Raw genomic sequence first — 19,666 nt, forward strand, 5'->3', positions numbered from 1 at the left:
GTGGCGGCCTCTGCGGGCCTTGTGATTTGCAAAAACTCAGTGCGCGGCTGCCGCCGCTCTCGCGTCCTCTCTGATCAGGTCGACGGCCTTCTCGGCCATCATCACGGCGGGTGCGTTGGTGTTGCCCGACACCAGCGTCGGCATCGCCGAACAGTCGATCACGCGCAGCCCCGCCACGCCGTGCACGCGCAGGCGCGCATCGACCACCGCGAGCGCATCGCTGCCCATGCGGCAGGTGCCGGTGGGATGGAAGATGGTGGCGCCGTTGTTGCGGCAGAACTCCAGCAGGTCGGCGTCGCTGGCGGCATCGGGGCCGGGCTTCACTTCGCGCTTCACGTAGGGCCGCATCGCGGGTGAATCGGCGATGGCGCGCGCGGCCTTCACGCCGGCCACGGTGGTCGCGCGGTCGAGCTCGGTGGCGAGGTAGTTGGGCTGCATCTCCGGCGGCTCGGCCGCGTCGAGCGAGCGGATGCGCACATGCCCGCGCGACTCCGGCCGCAGCTGGCACACCGACATCGTGAAGCCCGAATACGGATGCACCTTGCCGCCCGCCATGTCGGCCGAGAGCGTGGCGACGTGGAACTGGATGTCGGGCGTGGCTGCCACCGGGTTGCCGTTTTCATCCTTCAGCGCGCGCATGAAGCAGCCGCCCTGGTTGATGCCCACCGCCAGCGGGCCGGTGCGGTGCAGCAGCCATTCCAGCCCCATGCCCATCTGGCCGAACCAGGAGTTGAGCTGGTCGTTGGTGGTGATGGGCTTGGTGCACTCGTAGCCAAGGCGAATCTGAAGATGGTCTTGCAGGTTCTCGCCGACGCCGGGCAGCTCGTGCACGACCGGAATGCCGAAGCGGTCGAGCAATGCGCGCGGCCCGATGCCCGAGAGCTGCAGCAGCTGCGGCGACTGGATCGAGCCGGCCGACAGCAGCACCTCGGCGCGGCAGCGCGCGGTCTTCAGTTCGCTGCCTTGCCGGTACGTGACGCCGACTGCACGCCGGCCATCGAACACCAGCTTCTGCGCCATCGCCTCGGTCTCGATGCGCAGGTTGGGTCGGCGCTTCACGGCCGGCGTCAGGTAGGCCTTGGCCGTGCTGCAGCGCCAGCCTTTGTGCGTGGTCAGCTGGTAGTAGCCCGCGCCTTCCTGCGCGGCACCGTTGAAATCGTCGGTGCGCGGCACGCCGGTCTGCCCGGCGCCGTCGATGCAGGCTTCGATCAGCTCGTGTTTCGCGGCGATGTCGGAAACCTTCAGCGGGCCGCTGCCGCCGTGGAAGGCGTCGTCGCCGCGCTGGTTGCCTTCTGATTTGATGAAGTAGGGCAGCACGTCGTCGTAGCCCCAGCCGGCGTTGCCCAGCGCGGCCCAGTGGTCGTAGTCCTCGCGCTGGCCGCGGATGTAGATCAGGCCGTTGATTGCGCTCGATCCGCCCAGCGTCTTGCCGCGCGGCCAGTAGATGCGCCGGCCGTTCATGTTCGGGTCGGGGTCGGTCTCGAAGCGCCAGTTGTAGGTGGGGCTCCACATCGTCTTGCCGTAGCCGATGGGCAGGTGGATCCACAGCGAGCGGTCGGCAGGCCCCGCTTCGAGCAGCAGCACGCGCGTGGCCGGGTCTTCGCTCAGCCGGCCGGCCAGCACGCAGCCGGCCGAGCCGGCGCCGACGACGATGTAGTCGAACTCTTCTTCAGGCATGAAGGGGTCCTGTAGGGGCCTGTGGGGTCCGGGAGTGGAACAATCGCTTCGCTCGGCCGCATCCTAGGCTAATGATTTTCGGAACGCAATGTTCCATTTTTAAGGTTTACCCGCATGCCCCGTCCCGCGCGCGCGCCCGCCGCAGTGATTTCTCCAGAGGAGGCGGAGTCCGCTTCCGGCTCCGGTTCGTCGGCCGAGCGGAGCCTGCGCCTGCTCGCGCTGCTGGCCAACGAAGGCCGCGCGCTCACTCTCGCCGAGCTGGCCGCGCAGCTCGGCCTGCCCAAGGGCACGGCGCACCGCATCTGCACCCAGTTGCTGGCCACCGGCTTCCTGGCGCGCGACGTGGACGAGCGCTCGTTCAGCGTCGGCCCTGCGCTGCGCAAGCTCGCCTTCGACACGCTGAACCACGGCGTGGTGCGCGGGCTGCGGCACGAGGTGCTGTCGGAACTGGTGCGCCAGGTGGGCGAAACCTGCAACCTCACCACGCTCGACGGTGCGCAGGTGCTGTATCTGGACCGCGTGGAAGCGCAATGGCCGCTGCGGCTGACGCTCGACGTGGGCTCGCACGTGCCGCTGCACTGCACGGCCAGCGGCAAGCTGTTTCTCGCGCAGATGCCGAAGAAGGAACGCGATGCGCTCATCGACAAGCTGCCGCTGGAACGCATGACGGCCAACACCATCACCAAGGCCGCTGCGCTGCGCACCGAGTGCGAGGCGATCGCGAAGATTGGCTATTCGTGCGACCGCGAGGAGTTCATCGCCGGGCTGGTGGCGGTGGCCGTGCCGGTGCGCGATGCGGCGGGTGCGGTGCGTGCTGCGCTGGCGGTGCATGCGCCGACGGCGCGGATGTCGATGGACGATGCGGTGAAGCGCATCGATGCGTTGAAGGCCGCGGCAGGAAAGATGAGCGGGCTGCTCTGAGCTTGCCGGCTTGCTCTTACCCTTCGTAGCTGATGTCCAGCCTCACCATGGCGCCGTCGCTGTCGATTCTTTCCGCGCGGAAGTAATAGCGCCCGCGGTAGCTCTCGAAATGCAGGGGAAGGGTGACGGGTTCGTCCCAGCTCGTCAGCGCGAAGCCCTGGTTGCGCAGTTCATGCAACAGCGCATCCAGGCGCTGCGGATCGGGGTCGACGCGAATGTCGGCATCGGCCGGCGGTGTGCCTTGTGGGTCGCGCAGCCATCGCGCGAAGCTGCCGATCAGGGTGAAGACATGGCCCTGTGCGCGCAGCGCATCGAGCAACCGGGCCGTGCCCTGCAGGTCGATGCGCGCGCGCTGCTTGCGAAACACCAGCGCGTATTCGTGGCGGCGATCCGTGCGCGCTGCGAAAGCTTCGCTGTCGGCGGTCGCTTTCTCCTCATGCGGATATATCAGCACACGCTCTTCCTCCATGGTGAAGAGCGCACCGAGGATGCGTGCGAGATCGAAAGCCAAGGGTAGAACGCGGTCGCCGAGGCGAATGTTCTGCACCATCGCAATGCAATGGCCGCCTTCGCGCAAACGCGTGCGAACGGCGTGAAACACGTTGCGCAGGCCCTCCAGGTGCTGCGCATAGCTGTGGCTGTCGTAGAGCTGGGAGGCTGCGGATGCGCCCGGCCACTGGCATCCGAAGTAGGGCACGTTGGTGAGGCAAAGCTCGAAGGGCTGCAGCGCGTCGCTGTCGGGCGCATCGCATGAGCCGTGCAGCAGGGTGACGTCGCTGTCGCCGATGCCGTGGCGCGCCAGCCGTTCGCGGATGAGCTGAATGCGGTCCGCGTCGACTTCGCAGCCTGCCGCCAGCCGACCCTCCAGGCGCGCCGCAAGCAAGGTCGTGCCGAAACCCGAGAAGGGATCGAAGACCGTGTCGCCGCGCTGCGAGAACTGGCGCACGAACGGCGTCATCTGCTCGACCCACCCGCAGTCGCGCGCGCCCAGCGGGTCGCGCGCACGCAGGTCGTCGGGCAGCCGGTGGCTCGGCGACTCGTGGCCGAGCATCAGCCAGCTGTGGCTAGGCATGGGCATGCACCTGCACTGAACGCGTGTCGAGCAGCACGTCGCGCCCGGGCTCCCAGCCGGCGCACAGCTGCCCATCGGGAAAGTAGACCAGCTTGTAGATGTCTTCGGTCGCGTGGCGCGCGTGCATGGCGCCGTAGTCGGAACTCTCGAAGATCACGGACAGGCCATTCGCGGTGCGCAGGCGCAGGTTCCAGAAGTAGTAGCCCTCGGTCAGGCTCTCGACCGTCCATCCGAGCGAGACGGCGGCGTCGTCGAGGCAGGCTGTCAGCAGCACGTCCATTGGCACCCGTTGGGCGTGCAGGTAGCGCGCCGTGGCGTTGTCCCGGTAGCTGCCGTCGAGCCGGGAGAACTCCCGGAAGACGACGGTGCCGGCGCCGCAGTGCTGCTGCGCCCACGAGAGGTAGGCCGAGACGTCCTGCGGCCGTGCGACGCCGCTGTGCTGAAGAATGCACACCATGCGTAGTGGCATCGCATCGGCCAGTTGCCGCGCGGTGCGTTCGAACACCGCCTGGTCGCCGATCTCCAGCCCGGGCCTGAAACGCATGATGGCCTGGTTGGTTGCGCCTTCGTGGTGATGGCGTGACAGTTCGAGCCAGCTCAGGCCGAAGTCTTGCAGCGCACGCGTCAGAGTGGCGCCGCCCGCCTTGGAAAAGCCAGCGCCGTTGGTGTACAGCACGCGGTCTTCGACGCACGGTCCGTCGCCAGCTTCAGCGGCGGCCAGCGTGTCGAGCAGCTGCAGCATCCAGCCGGCGTCGTCGCTGGTCTCCAGGCCCGAGAGCGACCACGAGAGCGGCACGCCGCGCAAGGCCCGCAGTGCACGTGCAAGGCCATCGAAGTACGTGCCGTCGGGCCGCAGCCGAGAGGCCGGCACGCCGCCATCGGCCTTGCGAAGATTTTCCGAGCAGAAGCCGCAGCGCGCCGAGCAGGGCTGAACGGCTGCGTACGGCGTGAAGGTCAGAGGCTGCGCAAGGCGCCGCCGGACACCGCCAATGGAGTGCGAGTGCCAGCGTGCCGCCTGCCGTGGGTCGGGCGCACGCAGGTTGACCTGCGCGGCGGCGGTGCGCAGGCGCTCGAAGAACGGGGAACTCGCGCTGCGTGGCAGGTCGGCGACGGCCACGCTGTCCATGGGGACGATGGGCACGCGCGTGGCACTGTTGGATGGCGTTGCGGAAGGCATGTCGGGCGAAGGAGCCAGGAGTCGATGCACCCGCAACGATACGACACTGCGCCGCGCGCGTTGAACGAGAATCTGCCGCTCACCAACCGGGAGAAGCAACGCCATGGCGAATGTCGTCAAAACCATCCGCAACTTCAACGCCGGCCGCGACCCCGAGCGCCTGGCGATGAAGTACGAGAAGCTGCGCTCCAGTCCGTTCGTCTTCCTGCGCGGCACCTGCCACCTGTTCTACGACCGCCTGCCGGCCGATGCACTGTTCGTCAAGGCGCCGACCGCCTGGTTGTGCGGCGACGCCCATCTGGAGAACTTCGGCAGCTACAAGGGCGACAACCGGCTCGCGTACTTCGATCTCAACGACTTCGATGAAGCGGCACTCGCGCCGGTAACGTGGGAGCTGGTGCGATTCCTCACGAGCATCCTGGTGGCCGGCGACAGCCTGCGTGCCTCGCGCGACGATGCGAATGCGCTGTGCAAGGTGTTCCTCGATGGCTATGCCGGTGCACTGGCGCTCGGCAAGGCCCGCTGGGTGGAGCGCGACACCGCCGGCGGCCTGATCCATGACCTGCTGGCGAAGCTCAAGGCCCGGACCCGGCCCGAGTTTCTGGACAAGCGCACCGAGCGGAAGAAGAACGGCCGCCGACTCATCCTGCTCGATGAAGAACATGCGCTGCCAGCCGACAGGGCCGATCAGGACCGGGCGAAGAAACTGGTCGCCGCATTCGCGGCAACGCAGAACAACCCCGGCTTCTTCGAAGTGCTCCATGTGGCGCATCGCATCGCCGGCACCGGCAGCCTGGGCGTGGAGCGCTATGTTGTCCTCGTCAAAGGCAAGGGATCGCCCGACGGCAACTACCTGCTCGACCTGAAGCAGGCGCCCGTGTCGTCGCTCGTGCCGCACCTGAAGAAGATCAAGCAGCCCGTGTGGCCGTCGAATGCGCACCGCGTCGTGGGACTGCAGCGCCGCATGCAGGCCGTGTCGATGGCCTTCCTGCACCCGATCGTCGACGGCAAGTCTTCCTACGTGCTGCGCGACCTGCAGCCCAGCGAAGACCGGGTGACCCTCGACGTGCGCCACACCGGGCTCGACCAGGTCCGCGACGTGATCGGGGAAATGGGGCAGATGATGGCCTGGGCGCACCTGCGCAGTTCGGGGCGCCAGGGCTCGGCCATCGCGGATGCGTTGGTCGACTTCGGCGCTTCGGCGAAGTCGTGGCGGCGCGATCTGCTGGATGCGGCGCACCAGTGTGCGGCGCAGGTCGAGAGCGACTGGGAGGTCTACTGCGAGGCCTACGACGCGGGGAAGCTGGCGTAGCCTTCCTCTGGCCGTGTGTCCTGGTGGTCGACTTACACGAGCAGGCCGATCACCGACCGCACCACACTCACCAGCGCCAGCGCAATCAGCAGATTCAGCACATGCCTCCTGAACTGCTCCGGCGAAACCCCCTTGAACGAACGCTGTCCATACCAGATGCCCGCGAGCATCGCCGGTGCCAGCCACAGCGCCCACTTGAGCGTGTCCGGCCCCAGCAGGTTGCCGGACGCGTGGGTTGAAGAGGGCATCAGCGCCGCGCAGATCAGCGACACCACGTCGCTGAACAGCAGCAGCGCAATCAGCGTGGCGCGCAGCGCGGCCGGTGCCATCTTCGCGGTGCTGAGCAGCACGGCGATAGCGATGCCTCCGATGGCCGCCACGCCGTTGATGAAGCCAGAGGCCAGCCCGGCCGCGAGCCGCACACCGCGCGTGGGCACCAGCGTGACGTGCGCGCCGCCCCGCAGCAGCAGCGCGGCCGCCATCAGCAGCGCGCCGATCAACAGGCGCAGTGGTGTCTCAGGCAGCCATGCAAGCAGCGCCACGCCGATGGGAATGCAGATCAGGTTGCCCAGCATCAGCCAGCTGAGCCATGGCATGTCGACGTCGCGCGCGATGCCGCGCAGCTGGCTCAGGCTTGCCAGGATTTCGAGCATGAAGATCGCGGGCACGACCAGCGCGGGCGACACCACCAGCGACATGCCCGCCACGGTGATGGCCGAGAAGCCGAAGCCCGCGAAGCCGCGCACGATGCCCGCCGCGAACACCACGCACAGGCTGTAGACCAGCGTTACCGGCGCCAGCGGCGGCACCAGCAGTTCAGCCGCCGTCATGCCTCGAACAGCGGCAACAGCTTCAGGCGCTGCACCTTTCCGGAAGGGCCGCGCGGCAGGTCTTGCACGAAGCGGTAGTGGCCGGGCGTCTTGTAGCGGCCGAGCGCGGTGGCGCTGAACTCGCGCAGCTCGTCTTCGGTGCAGGCGCAGCCTTCGCGCAGCACGATGCACACGCCGATCTCCTGGCCGTAGTGGCGGTCGGGCACGCCCACTGCGGCGGCTTCGAGCACGGCGGGGTGCCGCAGCAGGGCTTCGTCGATTTCGCGCGGCGCGATGTTCTCGCCGCCCTTGATGATCAGCTCCTTGATGCGGCCGGTGACGAAGAAGAAGCCGTCTTCGTCGCGGTGGCCGAGGTCGCCGGTGCGCAGCCAGCCGTCGGGCGTGAAGCTCGCGCGGGTGGCTTCCTCGTTCTTGTAGTAGCCGAGCATCACGTTGGGCCCGCGAATCACGATCTCGCCGGTCACGCCGGTGGGCACGGCTGCGAGCCGGTCATCGACCACACCGGCCATGCAGCCTGACGCGCGGCCCACCGAACCGAGCTTGCGAGCGGCCGGGTCCATGGGGTTGGAGAACGAAGGCGCCGCCGTCTCGGTGAGGCCCATGGTCTCGACGATGCCGATGCCGAACATCCGCTCGAAGGCACGGAGGTGCTCGGGCGGCAGCGCAGCCGATGCCGAGCGGCAGAAGCGGATGGCCAGCGTCTGTGCAAGCGGCGGCTTCGGGCCTTCGAGCAGGTACGAGATCATGGTGGGCACCACGTTGATCCAGCTGCACTGCGTTTGCGTGGCCTGTTCCCAGAAGCGGCCGGCCGAAAACTTCGGCGGCATCGCAAGGCTGCCACCATGCGCGAGCGGCGCGAGCATGGTCACGGCAAAGGCGTTGATGTGATACAGCGGCAGCACTGCGAGCACGCGGTCGGAGGGGCGCAGCGCATGCTCCGCGCTGATGGCGTGCGCGTTGGCCGCGAGGTTGCGCTGCGTGAGCATCACGCCCTTGGGCATGCCCGTGGTGCCGGATGTGTACATCAGCAGCGCGACGGCATCGGGCGAGGGCGGCGGTGTGTCGACGGCCGGTTCTTCCTCATCGGGCAGTGCATCGCCTTCGGGGTCGACCACGACCAATGTCACGGATCGATCGAGGCCTTCAACGATGCCGCGCACGCGCTCTTCCCACTCGGGCGCAACGCAGACCACGCGGCAGTCGGAGTGCGAGAGCACATAGCGCATCTGCTCCGGCTGCGACAGCAGGTTGACGGGGTTCACGCAGAAGCCACCATGCATCGCGCCCAGCAGCAGGCGCAAGGTCTGCAGGCCGTTGGGCATGACGACGGACACGGTGTCGCCCGGCTGCATGCCATGGCCACGCAGCACGGCCGCCACGCGGCGGCAACCGGTCGCGAGGTCGCCGTAGTCCAGGTGGCGTTCGGTTTCGGTGGCGCGCGCATACACCGCGTGCGGCTGCTGCCGCGCCTGTTGCTCGATCAGCGCATGAACCGTTGTTGCAGCCGCTGTCATGCTTACTGCGCGCCGTGCGCGGCGAAGAAGGCGCCGAAGATTTCTTCCTCGCTCGGCACCTTCTCCGGAATCGGCCGCGACACGCGCGTGATGTTCAGGTAGTGGCGGTAGTTCATGTTGTCCGAGAAGTTGTTCTTGCCCCAGGTGCCGCAACCCATCGACAGCGAGAACGGCAGGCCGTTGTCGAAGCTGCCGCCGGTGGCGATGCAGTGCGCCTGGTCGACGATCACGCGCGACACCGGCAGCGTGAGGCCCAGCGTCAGCGCGCGTTCGGGCACCGCGCTGTGCAGGCCCACCGAATGGCCGGCGCCTTCGTATGCGTAGATGCGCTCGACGGTGGCCATGGCATGCGCGAAGTCGCGCGCCGCATACACCGCGAGTACCGGGCTCAGCTTCTCGCCGGAGAACGGATGGTCGTGGCCCACGCCATCTTCGGCCACCATGAGGATGCGCGGATTGGCATCGGCAATTGCCAGCCAGGCGGCGCGGTTGGCACCGTCGATAGCCGCCGCGCGCTCGGCGATGGTGCGTGCCGACTGGCCGATGACGGCGGGCGACAGCTTGCCTTCGGGCCACATCAGCGCCTGCAGCGTGGCCTTCTGCGCGTCGGCGAGCATGACGGCTCCGCGATCCTTCAGCGCAGCGAGCGTCTGCGCGCGCACCGCATCGACGATGACGAGGCTGTTTTCCGACGAGCAGCTGGTCGCGTTGTCGAAGGTCTTCGAACGAACGATGCGGTCGGCAGCGGCCGCGATGTCCGCCGTTTCGTCGACGATGCCCGCCACGTTGCCAGCGCCCACGCCGAAGGCCGGCGTGCCGCTCGCGTAGGCCGCGCGCACATTGGCCTGCGAGCCGGTGGCAACCACCAGGTCGCACAGGCGCATCAGCTCGGCGGTCGATTGCTTGTTGACCGGCGAGGGCAGCAGCTGCACCAGGTCGCGCGGCGCGCCGATGCGATCGAACTGCTGGTGGATGAATTCGATGAGCCGCGCAGCCGTGGACCAGCCCTTGGGCGAGGGCGCGACGATGACCGCGTTGCGCCCCTTGAGCGCATTGATGATCTTGTTGGCCGGCGTGGCGCCCGGGTTGGTCGAAGGCGTGACAGCGCACACCACGCCCACGGGCCGCGCAATTTCGACGATGCCGCGCGCCGGGTCTTCGGCAATCACGCCGACCGAGCGCGCGCCGTGCAGGTCGCGCAGCAGGCCGAAGGTCTTGCGGTGGTTCTTGCGCACCTTGTCCTCGACGTTGCCCACGCCGGTGTCGGCCACGGCCAGTTCGGCCAGCTCGCGGTTGCGCGCCGGCTCGATGATGGCCCAGCCGGCCGCGACCACGGCGGTGTCGACCTGCGCTTGCGACCAGGTTTCGTAGATGCGCTGCGCGGCGCGGGCGCGCGCCACGAGTTCGGCGATGGGGGAGGAGGGGGCTGCGTTTTCCATGGGGTTGTCCGTGTCGATCAGTCGACTTTGATGCTGGCTTCCTTGGCGAGCTTTTGCCAGCGCACGAGTTCGGTGGTGACGACCTTGCCGAGTTGCTCGGGTGTACCGCCGACGCCTTCGCTGCCTTGCGCGAGCAGCTTGTCGCGGATGTCCGGTTCCTTCACCACGGTGTTGATCACGCGGTTGAGCTTGTCGATGGCAGGCTGCGGCGTCTTCGCGGGCACGAACACGGCGTACCACGAGTCCACGTCGAAGTCGGGCACACCGGCTTCCTGCATCGTCGGCACGTCGGGGAAGGCCGCGCTGCGCTTGGTGGTGGACACCGCGAGCGCCTTGAGCTTGCCCGCCTTCACGAACTGCGCGGCCGCCGGAATCGACACCCACAGCAGCGGCACCTGCCCGCCCATCACGTCGGTTACGGCAGGGCCGCCGCCACGATAGGGGATATGCGTCATGTGCGTGCCGGTGCGCAGCTTCAGCAGCTCGCCCGCCAGGTGCCCGGGCGAGCCGTTGCCCACAGAGGCAAAGGCGATGCTGTCGGGCTTGGCCTTGGCCAGCGCGATCAGTTCGGCCACCGTGTTGGGCGCGAACTGCGTGTTGGCCACCAGAATCTGCGGCAGCGAGGCGACCATGCCGACTGGCGCGAAGTCTTTCGCGGTGTCGAAGCCCAGCTTGGCGTAGATGGCCGGGTTGATGGTGTGCGACGACAGCGTGAACAGTACCGTGTAGCCGTCGGGCGCCGACTTGGCCACCACCTCGGTGCCGATGGAGCCGGCCGCGCCGCCGCGGTTGTCGATCAGCACTGGCTGGCCCAGCAGCGTTTGAAAGCGCTCCTGCACGATGCGCGCGATCACGTCGGTGCCGCCGCCGGGCGGGTAGGGCACGATCAGGCGGATCGGCTTCGTCGGGTAGTCGCTGCCGTTCTGCGCCTGCGCGGCGAAGGGCGACGACAGGGCGGCCAGAGCCAGCAGGCCGGCGCGTAGCCAGGGGGCGAAGAACAAACTCATTCGGATCTCCTTCTCTTTGTGATGGGCGTCGGCGGCAACGGGGCGGCCGGTGCGGCGTTCAGGCGATAGCCCAGCGTGACGCTGGCGTCGCGCGCGCAGGCCATCAGGTGGTCGGCCAGCCCGCGCGCCTGTGTGCGCGCAAAGCGGATCGAGGGCACGCTCATGCCGACGGCCGCCACGGCCTCGCCGCGCGCATTGAGCACGGGCACGCCGAGGCCGCAAACGCCGATGCGCCATTCCTCGCGGTTCTCGGCATAGCCGCGGGCGCGCGAGCGTTCCAGTTCGGAGAAGAGAGCGTCGAAGTCGGTGATGCTGTTCTTTGTGTGTGCCACCAGCGTGCCCAGGCGCTCTTGCAGCGCCGGCACGTCGAGCGCGGCCGCCGCGAGCAGCGCCTTGCCCGAAGCCACGCAGTACGCCGCCGCCCGGCCGCCGATGCGCGAGTAGGCAGCCACGGGCAGTGGGCTGTCGAACTTGTCGAGGTAGACGATCTCGGCGTCGTCCAGCACCGCGAGGTGGATGGTTTCGCCCGTGGCCTGCGCCAGCAGCGCGAGGTGGGGTCGCAGCAGCGCGCCGATGTCCGATGCGTCGGACACCATGGCCCCCAGCTCGAACAGCCGCAGGCTTGGCCGGTAGGCGCTTGTGTCCGGGTCTTGCACGGCCCAGCCGCATTCGACCAGCGTCTGCAGCGTGCGGTGCGCGTTGCTGCGCGCCATGCCGAAGGCCTGGGCCAGTTCGGTGACGCGGCAGTCGCGCTGCTGGCGCACCATCCATTCGATGGCGGCGAGGCCCTTGGCAAGCGTGGAGTCCATGAGGCTTTCTGTGGCACATCCGATGTTCCAAATATTGGAACTGCGTTCTCGGATGTGAAACGCAATGTAAGAACCCCGGGTGCCCTTTGTCAATCGGGGACTTGGATGTAGTTCTAAACGCCTCAGCAGCGGTGGCGTCCGGCCATGAGCTCGATCACCTCGCGAAAGATGGTGTTGCCGCTGGAGGTGGCCAGGTCGAGCACGTGGCTGCGGCTGTAGTAAGGGCTCAGGTCGAGGCCCACGCCGATGCCGGCGATGGCGATATCGCCACGCTGCTCCTGGCGTGCGACCACGTCGCGCAGGTGGTGGTCGAGGTAGTGTGCGTCGTTGGCCAGATGCGTGGCGCTGTCCATCGGCGAGCCGTCGGAAATCACTAGCAGCAGCTTGCGCCCCTCGCTGCGCTGGCGCAGCCGCATGCAGGCCCAGTCGATGGCTTCGCCGTCGATGCCCTCGCGGAACAGATCGGCCTTGAGCAGCGCCGCCATCGCGGGGCGTGCGCGGCGCCATGGCGTGGCTGCGGCCTTGAAGACGAGGTGGCAGCGCTCGTTGAGCCGGCCCGGGTGCGGCGGCCTGCCCGCGCGCACCCATTCGCGCTGCGGGCGTCCGCCGTTCCACGCGCCGGTGGTGAAGCCCAGCACTTCGCTGGTCACGCCGGCCTGTTCGAGCGCACGCGCGAACACGTCGGCCATCATCGCGACCGATTCGGCATGCTCCTTCATCGAGCCCGAACAGTCGATGAGAAAGGTGACGATGCAATCGGCCACGGGCTCCATGCGCTCGGTGCGGAACAGGCGGCGCTCGGTGGGCGAGGCCACGAGCTGCGCGAGGCGGCGGCCATCGATCAGGCCTTCTTCCTGGGCGCCGTCCCAGCCATCGCGCTCGGGCTCGGCCAGCAGGGCGCGCAACTCACGCGTGAGGCGAGCGATGTTCACGCCCTGCGCGGCGATGCGGCGGTCGAGCTTTTCGCGGTGGTCGGCGAGCACTTCCTTGCGTGCGAGCGTGGCGGCGTCGTGCTCGCGGTCGTAGGCGTTGGAGAAGACGCGATACGCGCCGCCCGCATCGTCGAGCACCGCGCTGCGGCCCGACTCGGCGGTGGTGAAGCGCTCGACGATCTCCTGGTCCATGTCGGCCACGAGGCTGAACACGCTGCGCTTGTCGTCCACATGCGGGTCGCGCGCGGCGCTGCTGCCTTCTTCATCGGCTTCGTGCAGCATCGCGGCGACGGTGCGCGCAATGGCGCGGGCGTGCACGGCGTAGGCGGCCTGGTCGGCGCGATCCTTTCGAAGGCCCGCCAGTGCGTGGCCGATCAGCGGCGCGAGCGCGAAGCGCGTGGCCTCGAGCATGTCCTCGGTTTCTTCCACCACTTGCTGGCCGGTGACGCGAGCGCGGCAGATTTGCGCCACGGCGTACAGCAACAGGCCGCGCGCGGTATCGGTCAGGCCCGAGTGATGGAAGGCGAGCGACCACTGTTCGTGGCGGTGCCGTAGGTTGTGGCGCATGCCGGCCATGACTTCGGGCGCCATTGCTTCGACGCGGAACTGCTCGAGCATTTCGAACAGCATGCGTTCGACTGGCTCTTCAGGGCGCAGGCTTTCGTGCAGCGCGGCGTCCGATTCGGTGAGCCGCAGCGCGAGCCCGTCGGCTACGCCACGGAACGAGGCGAAGTCGTCGGTGTCGGGCGAGGGATGCAGGTGCGGCGCAAACCACGGCAGCGCCACGCGGCCACGGTGCAGCCGCCGACCACGAAAGTGCAGGTCGCGCTCTCCGCTGAAGGCGCGCACCACGCCCGCGCAAAGCTCCGCGACCTGTTCTTCTTGCCGCACGCGGCGCTGCATCGCGCTCGCGGGTTCGGCAGTCATTCGCGCGGGCCTGCGGAGAGCTGGTGCGACTCCTTCAGTTCGCGGTCGAAGCAGCGCTGGAAGTATTCGGCGACCAGGGGTCGCTCGGCGTCGTCGCATTTGTTGACGAAGGACAGGCGAAACGCCAGCGCCGGGTCCTTGAAGATCTCGATGTTCTCGGCCCAGGTGATCACGGTGCGGGGTGACATCAGCGTCGACAGGTCACCCGCCGCGAAGCCCTTGCGCGTGAGGTCGGCCACGGCCACCATCGACGCGACCAGCTTGGTGCCAGCCTCGTCGGCCAACGATGGCACGCGCGCCTGCACGATGGCGATCTCTTCGGCCGCAGGCAGGTAGTTGAGCGAGGCCACGATGTTCCAGCGGTCGATCTGCGCATGGTTGAGCCGCTGCGCGCCGTGGTACAGGCCGTTGAGGTTGCCCAGCCCCACCGTGTTGGCGGTGGCGAACAGGCGAAAGAAGGGGTGCGGCCGAAGCACCTTGTTCTGGTCCATCAGCGTGAACTTGCCGTCGCGCTCCAGGATGCGCTGGATGACGAACATCACGTCGGGCCGTCCCGCGTCGTACTCGTCGAAGACCAGCGCCACGGGCCGCTGCAGCGACCACGGCACGATGCCTTCCTGAAACTCGGTGACCTGCTTGCCTTCGCGCAGCACCACCGCATCTTTGCCGACGAGGTCGAGCCGGCTGATCTGGCCGTCGAGGTTGAGTCGCACGCAGGGCCAGTTCAGCCGCGCCGCCACCTGCTCGATGTGCGTCGACTTGCCGGTGCCGTGCAGGCCCTGCACCATCACGCGCCGGTCACGTGTGAAGCCCGCGAGGATGGCGAGCGTCACGTCGGGGTTGAAGCGGTAGACCGCGTCGACCTCGGGTACGTGGTCGTCGCGTTCGCTGAAGGCGGGCACCTGCAGGTCGGTGTCGATGCCGAACACATCGCGCACGCTCAGCATCCTGTCGGGTCGAAGGTCGGCGGTGTCGGTCATGGCGGCTTTCGGGGAATGTGGGGTTCTTCAGGCCTGCGCGCGATCGGAGGCTGCGTCGGCATCGATGCGGCTCAGCGCCTGTGCGGCGCGTTGCAACGCGGGCAGCAGCGTCTTCGCCTTGGCCGCATCGAGCCGCATCACTGGCGCCTGCACCGCGATGCACAGGTTGGAAGGCGCGTCGTCGCCCGAAGGCACCAGCGTGGCGATGCATAGCAGGCCCGGCAGGAACTCTTCATGGTCGATGGCGTAGCCGTCCTTGCGCACGCGCTGCACTTCCTTTTCCAGCGCCTCGGGGTCGGTCAGCGTTCTGGGTGTGTACGGTTCGAGCGGCGCGTTCGACAGCAGCCGGCGGCGCTGCGCCGCGCTCATCTGCGAAAGAAAGATCTTGCCGCTGGCCGAGCAGTGCACAGGCACGCGCGAGCCCGAGTGCAGGTAGAAGCGCAGCGGCGCGGCGGTCTCCACGCGGTCGAGGTACACGACCTCGCTGCCCGAAAGGGCCGTGAGGTTGCAGCTCTCACCGATCTCTTCCACCAGCTGGCGCAGCACCGTGTGGCGCGCACCGTGCAGGCTGTCGTTGAGCAGCAGGTTTTCGGCAAGTCGCCGCAGCCGCGTGCCGATGCCGTAGTGGCGGCCATCGCCTTCGCGCTGCAGCAGTCCTGCGCCTTCGAGCTGCTGGAGCATGCGGTGCAGCGTGGGCTTGGGCAGGCCGGTTTCTTCCACCAGGCCCTGCAGCGAGTAGCGCTGGTCTTTCGCGGCCATGACTTCGAGCAGCGCGAACAGGCGCATGGTGGGCGTGTCGCCCGCCGGTTCCTGCGCTTCCGGTGAGAGGCCTTTGACGATCTTCATGGGGCCGGATCATATTCTTTTTACGAAAAACAAGACAATACGTTCCGTTTTTTGTAAATTGTTTGACGCCGCAGCGATGCCGACCTATATTCCGCCGGAATGAAATCCGGAACGAGAAGTTCCGACTTTTGACGCGCAACCACTGCCCACTTTCCTTCAGGAGACGCCTTCCATGAGCCAGAAGCAACCCGCAGCACCCACACGCGAAGCCGTCACCGGCGTGCAGAAGATGACGCCCTCCGAGGCCTTCGTCGAGACCATGGTCGCCAACGGCGTGACCGACATCTTCGGCATCATGGGCTCGGCCTTCATGGACGCGATGGACATCTTTGCGCCCGCCGGCATCCGCCTGATTCCGGTGGTGCATGAGCAGGGCGGCGCCCATATGGCCGACGGCTATGCGCGCGTGTCGGGCCGCCATGGCCTCGTGATCGGCCAGAACGGCCCCGGCATCAGCAACTGCGTGACAGCCATCGCGGCCGCCTACTGGGCGCACAGCCCGGTCGTGATGATCACACCCGAGACCGGCACCATGGGCATGGGCCTCGGCGGTTTCCAGGAAGCCAACCAGCTGCCGATGTTCCAGGAGTTCACCAAGTACCAGGGCCACGTGAACAACCCCAAGCGCATGGCCGAGTACACGGCGCGCTGCTTCGACCGTGCCATCTCAGAGATGGGCCCGACGCAGCTGAACATTCCGCGCGACTACTTCTATGGCGAGATCACCACCGAGATCCCGAAGCCGATGCGCGTGGAGCGCGGCGCGGGCGGCGAGAACAGCCTGAACGCGGCCGTCGAGCTGCTGGCTTCGGCGAAGTTTCCGGTGATTCTCTCGGGCGGCGGCGTGGTCATGGGCGATGCGGTGGAAGAGTGCAAGGCACTCGCCGAGCGCCTCGGCGCGCCGGTGGCCAACGGCTACCTGCGCAACGACTCCTTCCCCGCGAGCCACCCGCTGGCAGCGGGGCCGTTGGGTTATCAAGGCTCCAAGGCCGCGATGAAGCTCATCGCGCAGGCCGACGTGGTGCTCGCACTCGGCTCGCGCATGGGCCCCTTCGGCACACTGCCGCAGCACGGCATGGACTACTGGCCGAAGGACGCGAAGATCATCCAGGTAGAGGCCGATCACACCAACCTCGGCCTCGTTAAGAAGATCACCGTGGGCATCCACGGCGACGCCAAGGCCACGGCGAAGGAACTGCTCAAGCGCCTGCAAGGCAAGACGCTGGCCTGCGACGCCACCAAGGCCGATCGCGCCGCGAAGATCAAGGCCGAGAAAGCCGCGTGGGAAAAAGAACTCGACGAGTGGACCCACGAGCGCGACCAGTTCAGCCTCGACGCCATCGAGGAAGCGAAAGGCGAGAAGACGCCGACGGGCGGCAGCTACCTGCACCCGCGCCAGGTGCTGCGCGAACTCGAAAAAGCCATGCCGCCGCGCGTGATGGTCTCCACCGACATCGGCAACATCAACGCCATTGCCAACAGCTACCTGCGCTTCGAGGAGCCGCGCAGCTTCTTCGCGCCGATGAGCTTCGGCAACTGCGGCTACTCGCTGCCGACCATGATCGGCGCCAAATGCGCGGCGCCCGACCGCCCGGCAGTGGCCTATGCCGGTGACGGTGCCTGGGGCATGAGCATGGTGGAAATCATGACGGCCGTGCGCCACGACATTCCGGTGACGGCCGTGGTCTTCCACAACCGGCAGTGGGGTGCGGAGAAGAAGAACCAGGTTGACTTCTACAATCGCCGCTTCGTGGCCGGCGAACTCGAAAGCGAAAGCTTCGCGGGCATCGCCAAGGCCATGGGCGCCGAGGGCATCGTGGTCGACAAACTCGAAGACGTGGGCCCGGCGCTGAAGAAGGCCATCGACATGCAGATGAACGAAGGCAAGACCTGCGTGATAGAGATCATGTGCACGCGCGAGCTGGGAGACCCATTCCGCCGCGACGCGCTGTCGAAGCCGGTGCGCTTCCTCGACAAGTACAAGGACTACGTCTGAGCCATTCCATGACCGACTCGCTGCTGACGCTGAACGCGGGGTCGTCGTCGATCAAGGTTGCATTGTTCGATGCGGCTGGTGACGGCGATGCATCGTTGCCCGCAGCGCGTTGGTCGGGGCAGGCGGATGGGCTTGGCGCGGGCCTGAAAGCTCGGCTGCGTGTGCGCGATGCCCAGGGGCAGACGCTGCACGACGCGGCGCTCGATGGCGCGCAGGCTTCGCATCAGGGTGCGCTTGCGGCCTTGCTCGAATGGCATGCGCAGCAGGCCGATGGCCGGCGCATCGCGGCGGTCGGGCATCGCATCGTGCATGGCGGCGCGGACTTCGTGGCGCCGGTGCGTGTCGATGCTTCGGTGCTCGATGCGCTCGCCAAGCTCGAGCCACTGGCGCCGTTGCACCAGCCGCACAACCTTGCGGGCGTGCGCGCGGCAATGGCGGCGTTCGAGGGCGTGCCGCAGGTGGCGTGCTTTGACACGGCCTTTCATGCGGTGCAGCCAGAGGTCAACCGCCGCTTCGCGTTGCCGCGTGCGCTGCATGACGCCGGCGTGCGGCGCTACGGCTTTCACGGCCTTTCCTATGAATCGATCGTCGCACAGTTCGCGGGCATCGCGCCCGAGCTGGCACAGCGGCGCGTGATCGTCGCGCACCTGGGCAATGGTGCGTCGATGTGCGGCATTGCACAGGGCCGATCGGTCGCGACGACCATGACTTTCTCGCCGCTCGACGGGTTGACGATGGGCACGCGCTGCGGCCACATCGATGCGGCCGTCGTGCTGTATCTGATGCGTTCGCACGGCATGTCGGCCGACCGGGTCGAGGCGCTGCTGTTCCGCGAATCGGGCCTGCTCGGCATCTCGGGCGTGTCGAGCGATATGCGTGCACTGGAGGCTTCTGCCGAGCCTGCCGCGGCCGAGGCCATCGGGCACTTCGCTGAGCAGGTGGTGCAGCACATGGGCAGCCTCGCGGCTGCGCTGCGCGGTGTCGATGCCATCGTGTTCACCGGCGGCATCGGCGAGAACGCGGCCCCGCTGCGTGAACGCATCCTCGAAGACTGCGAATGGCTGGGTGTGAATGTCGACGCGGCCGCCAACCGCAAGGGCGACGCGCGGCTCACTACGGCCGAGAGTCCTGTCAGCGCGTGGGTGCTGCGCACTGACGAAGAGGCGGTCATTGCGCGCCACACGGCGAACGTGCTGCGCGCTGCTGGCTGAGGGCTTCCTAGCGCGCCGATGAAGCGCGTGGCACGCTGGCGCCGCAGTGGCGCATGAAGTCCGCGGTTGCGCGGCCCAGCAGCTTGTCGCGGTGCATCACAGTTGCCAGCCGCCGCATGCCCGCCGGCAACCGCGTACGCAGCTCGATCAGGTGTCCGTCTTCCAGCGCTTGCGCCACTGTGTAGCGCGACAGGCAGGCCAGCCCGGTGCCGGAGGCCACCACGCGCTTGATTGCTTCGGTGCTGCCCAGCTCGAAGCCCACGCGCACCTGCTCGAGGTTCTGGATCAGCCATGCGTCCGTTACCTGCCGCGTGCCCGAGCCGTGCTCGCGCAGCACCCACGTGGCTTGCGAGAGCTGCTTGTGCGTGGCGATGCGGCCCGCCAGCGCGTGGCCAGGCGCGGCGACGATCACCAGCTCGTCTTCGCGCCAGGCGCGCACCACGAGGTCGGGGTGCGTCTGCGGGCCTTCGATGAAGCCAACGTCCACGTCGAAGCCCGCGACCGCCTCGATCACGTCGTGCGTATTCGCGATGTGCAGGTGCACTTGGCTCTGCGGATGCAGGTGCGTCCATTGCGACACCTTCTCGGGCAGCAGGTACTCGCCGATGGTGAAGCTGGCCGCCACCCGCAGCGGCGCCGCATGCTCGCCGCTGAACAGCGCCTCGACCTCGCCCGCCTGATCGAGCAGCGCCTGCGCCTTGGGCAGCAGCGCGCGGCCGTTCTCGTTGAGCACCAGCCGGCGTCCGAGCCGGTCGAAGAGCAAAACGCCCACTGAAGACTCCAGGTCGGCCAGCGCGCTGCTCGCGGCCGATTGCGAACGCGCGATGCGGTCGGCGGCGGCGCGGGTGCTGCCTTCGCGCGCGGTGGCGACGAACACTTCAAGCTGCCGCAGGTTGAGGCGAAGGCGCTGGCTCGAAGTCTGACTCTGAAGCTGATCTGTTTTTCCGGTCATGGTGAGCGATATTCTCTGCTTTTTCGTTTGATCGAGGCTGCATAACATCGCACGGACCCCGCCT

16 protein-coding genes are annotated in these 19,666 nt (G+C 67.7%); 4 read left to right on the forward strand and 12 right to left on the reverse strand.

Going from position 1 to position 19,666, the window contains the following annotated elements; all coding sequences use genetic code 11:
• Positions 1-36: 36 nt before the first annotated feature.
• Complete coding sequence (locus NWF24_RS07985) at positions 37-1,677, reverse strand: GMC family oxidoreductase (protein ID WP_258353723.1); 1,641 nt, start codon at positions 1,675-1,677, stop codon at positions 37-39.
• 114 nt (positions 1,678-1,791) lie between these two features.
• Here NWF24_RS07985 and NWF24_RS07990 point away from each other — a divergent pair, with 114 nt between their 5' ends.
• The gene (locus tag NWF24_RS07990; protein ID WP_258353724.1) at positions 1,792-2,598 is read left to right on the forward strand and encodes an IclR family transcriptional regulator; all 807 of its coding nucleotides are present in this window, start codon (positions 1,792-1,794) and stop codon (positions 2,596-2,598) included.
• 16 nt (positions 2,599-2,614) lie between these two features.
• Here the strand turns inward: NWF24_RS07990 and NWF24_RS07995 are convergent, their stop codons facing one another.
• Entirely contained in the window at positions 2,615-3,670 is a 1,056-nt protein-coding gene (locus NWF24_RS07995; RefSeq protein ID WP_258353725.1) for a site-specific DNA-methyltransferase, read from the reverse strand.
• On the reverse strand, positions 3,663-4,847 hold the full coding sequence (locus NWF24_RS08000; protein WP_258353726.1) for a hypothetical protein: 1,185 nt from the start codon (positions 4,845-4,847) through the stop codon (positions 3,663-3,665). The genes NWF24_RS07995 and NWF24_RS08000 overlap by 8 nt, the downstream gene beginning before the upstream one ends.
• 103 nt (positions 4,848-4,950) lie before the next feature.
• Here NWF24_RS08000 and NWF24_RS08005 point away from each other — a divergent pair, with 103 nt between their 5' ends.
• Positions 4,951-6,159, forward strand: coding sequence for a DUF2252 domain-containing protein (locus NWF24_RS08005; RefSeq protein ID WP_258353727.1), 1,209 nt, complete (start codon positions 4,951-4,953; stop codon positions 6,157-6,159).
• A gap of 32 nt (positions 6,160-6,191) precedes the next feature.
• Here NWF24_RS08005 and NWF24_RS08010 read toward each other — a convergent pair whose 3' ends face one another.
• The 8 genes from NWF24_RS08010 to NWF24_RS08045 form a co-directional block, all read right to left on the reverse strand.
• The gene (locus tag NWF24_RS08010; protein WP_258353728.1) at positions 6,192-6,989 is read right to left on the reverse strand and encodes a sulfite exporter TauE/SafE family protein; all 798 of its coding nucleotides are present in this window, start codon (positions 6,987-6,989) and stop codon (positions 6,192-6,194) included.
• Positions 6,986-8,503 (reverse strand): AMP-binding protein, encoded by a 1,518-nt coding sequence (locus NWF24_RS08015; protein ID WP_258353729.1) that lies wholly within the window; start codon positions 8,501-8,503, stop codon positions 6,986-6,988. Before NWF24_RS08015 ends, NWF24_RS08010 begins: the two co-directional genes overlap by 4 nt.
• Before the next feature lie 2 nt (positions 8,504-8,505).
• On the reverse strand, positions 8,506-9,942 hold the full coding sequence (sauS, locus tag NWF24_RS08020; RefSeq protein WP_258353730.1) for an acylating sulfoacetaldehyde dehydrogenase: 1,437 nt from the start codon (positions 9,940-9,942) through the stop codon (positions 8,506-8,508).
• A 17-nt stretch (positions 9,943-9,959) separates the two neighbouring features.
• Complete coding sequence (locus NWF24_RS08025; RefSeq protein ID WP_258353731.1) at positions 9,960-10,949, reverse strand: tripartite tricarboxylate transporter substrate binding protein; 990 nt, start codon at positions 10,947-10,949, stop codon at positions 9,960-9,962.
• Positions 10,946-11,758: an IclR family transcriptional regulator gene (locus tag NWF24_RS08030; RefSeq protein WP_258353732.1), complete on the reverse strand. Its 813-nt coding sequence runs from the start codon at positions 11,756-11,758 to the stop codon at positions 10,946-10,948. Before NWF24_RS08030 ends, NWF24_RS08025 begins: the two co-directional genes overlap by 4 nt.
• Positions 11,759-11,880: 122 nt before the next feature.
• The gene (locus NWF24_RS08035; protein WP_258353733.1) at positions 11,881-13,617 is read right to left on the reverse strand and encodes a cobaltochelatase CobT-related protein; all 1,737 of its coding nucleotides are present in this window, start codon (positions 13,615-13,617) and stop codon (positions 11,881-11,883) included.
• Positions 13,614-14,597 (reverse strand): AAA family ATPase, encoded by a 984-nt coding sequence (locus NWF24_RS08040; protein ID WP_258353734.1) that lies wholly within the window; start codon positions 14,595-14,597, stop codon positions 13,614-13,616. The genes NWF24_RS08035 and NWF24_RS08040 overlap by 4 nt, the downstream gene beginning before the upstream one ends.
• 27 nt (positions 14,598-14,624) lie before the next feature.
• Entirely contained in the window at positions 14,625-15,443 is an 819-nt protein-coding gene (locus tag NWF24_RS08045) for an IclR family transcriptional regulator (protein ID WP_093059496.1), read from the reverse strand.
• Between the two features lie 172 nt (positions 15,444-15,615).
• Between NWF24_RS08045 and xsc the strand changes: the two genes are divergently transcribed.
• Together xsc and NWF24_RS08055 are read left to right on the forward strand one after the other, a co-directional pair.
• A complete protein-coding gene (gene xsc, locus NWF24_RS08050; RefSeq protein ID WP_258353735.1) occupies positions 15,616-17,439 on the forward strand; it encodes a sulfoacetaldehyde acetyltransferase in 1,824 nt (607 codons plus the stop codon).
• 8 nt (positions 17,440-17,447) lie between these two features.
• On the forward strand, positions 17,448-18,650 hold the full coding sequence (locus NWF24_RS08055) for an acetate/propionate family kinase (protein WP_258353736.1): 1,203 nt from the start codon (positions 17,448-17,450) through the stop codon (positions 18,648-18,650).
• A 7-nt stretch (positions 18,651-18,657) separates the two neighbouring features.
• On the opposite strand, the gene NWF24_RS08060 is transcribed toward NWF24_RS08055, so the two are convergent.
• On the reverse strand, positions 18,658-19,602 hold the full coding sequence (locus tag NWF24_RS08060; protein WP_258353737.1) for a LysR family transcriptional regulator: 945 nt from the start codon (positions 19,600-19,602) through the stop codon (positions 18,658-18,660).
• Positions 19,603-19,666 lie beyond the last annotated feature (64 nt).

Origin of the sequence: Variovorax paradoxus (assembly GCF_024734665.1) — a bacterium.
GTDB lineage: Bacteria > Pseudomonadota > Gammaproteobacteria > Burkholderiales > Burkholderiaceae_C > Variovorax.

Excerpts from the sequence above, each read along its gene's own strand:
- NWF24_RS07990 (WP_258353724.1), top strand. The coding sequence starts at position 1,792 with ATGCCCCGTCCCGCGCGCGCGCCCGCCGCAGTGATTTCTCCAGAGGAG.
- NWF24_RS07985 (WP_258353723.1), bottom strand. The coding sequence starts at position 1,677 with ATGCCTGAAGAAGAGTTCGACTACATCGTCGTCGGCGCCGGCTCGGCC.
- NWF24_RS08030 (WP_258353732.1), bottom strand. The coding sequence starts at position 11,758 with ATGGACTCCACGCTTGCCAAGGGCCTCGCCGCCATCGAATGGATGGTG.
- NWF24_RS08055 (WP_258353736.1), top strand. The coding sequence starts at position 17,448 with ATGACCGACTCGCTGCTGACGCTGAACGCGGGGTCGTCGTCGATCAAG.
- sauS (WP_258353730.1), bottom strand. The coding sequence starts at position 9,942 with ATGGAAAACGCAGCCCCCTCCTCCCCCATCGCCGAACTCGTGGCGCGC.
- NWF24_RS08000 (WP_258353726.1), bottom strand. The coding sequence starts at position 4,847 with ATGCCTTCCGCAACGCCATCCAACAGTGCCACGCGCGTGCCCATCGTC.
- NWF24_RS08040 (WP_258353734.1), bottom strand. The coding sequence starts at position 14,597 with ATGACCGACACCGCCGACCTTCGACCCGACAGGATGCTGAGCGTGCGC.
- NWF24_RS08035 (WP_258353733.1), bottom strand. The coding sequence starts at position 13,617 with ATGACTGCCGAACCCGCGAGCGCGATGCAGCGCCGCGTGCGGCAAGAA.
- NWF24_RS08010 (WP_258353728.1), bottom strand. The coding sequence starts at position 6,989 with ATGACGGCGGCTGAACTGCTGGTGCCGCCGCTGGCGCCGGTAACGCTG.
- NWF24_RS08005 (WP_258353727.1), top strand. The coding sequence starts at position 4,951 with ATGGCGAATGTCGTCAAAACCATCCGCAACTTCAACGCCGGCCGCGAC.
- NWF24_RS08015 (WP_258353729.1), bottom strand. The coding sequence starts at position 8,503 with ATGACAGCGGCTGCAACAACGGTTCATGCGCTGATCGAGCAACAGGCG.
- NWF24_RS08025 (WP_258353731.1), bottom strand. The coding sequence starts at position 10,949 with ATGAGTTTGTTCTTCGCCCCCTGGCTACGCGCCGGCCTGCTGGCTCTG.
- NWF24_RS08045 (WP_093059496.1), bottom strand. The coding sequence starts at position 15,443 with ATGAAGATCGTCAAAGGCCTCTCACCGGAAGCGCAGGAACCGGCGGGC.
- NWF24_RS08060 (WP_258353737.1), bottom strand. The coding sequence starts at position 19,602 with ATGACCGGAAAAACAGATCAGCTTCAGAGTCAGACTTCGAGCCAGCGC.
- xsc (WP_258353735.1), top strand. The coding sequence starts at position 15,616 with ATGAGCCAGAAGCAACCCGCAGCACCCACACGCGAAGCCGTCACCGGC.
- NWF24_RS07995 (WP_258353725.1), bottom strand. The coding sequence starts at position 3,670 with ATGCCTAGCCACAGCTGGCTGATGCTCGGCCACGAGTCGCCGAGCCAC.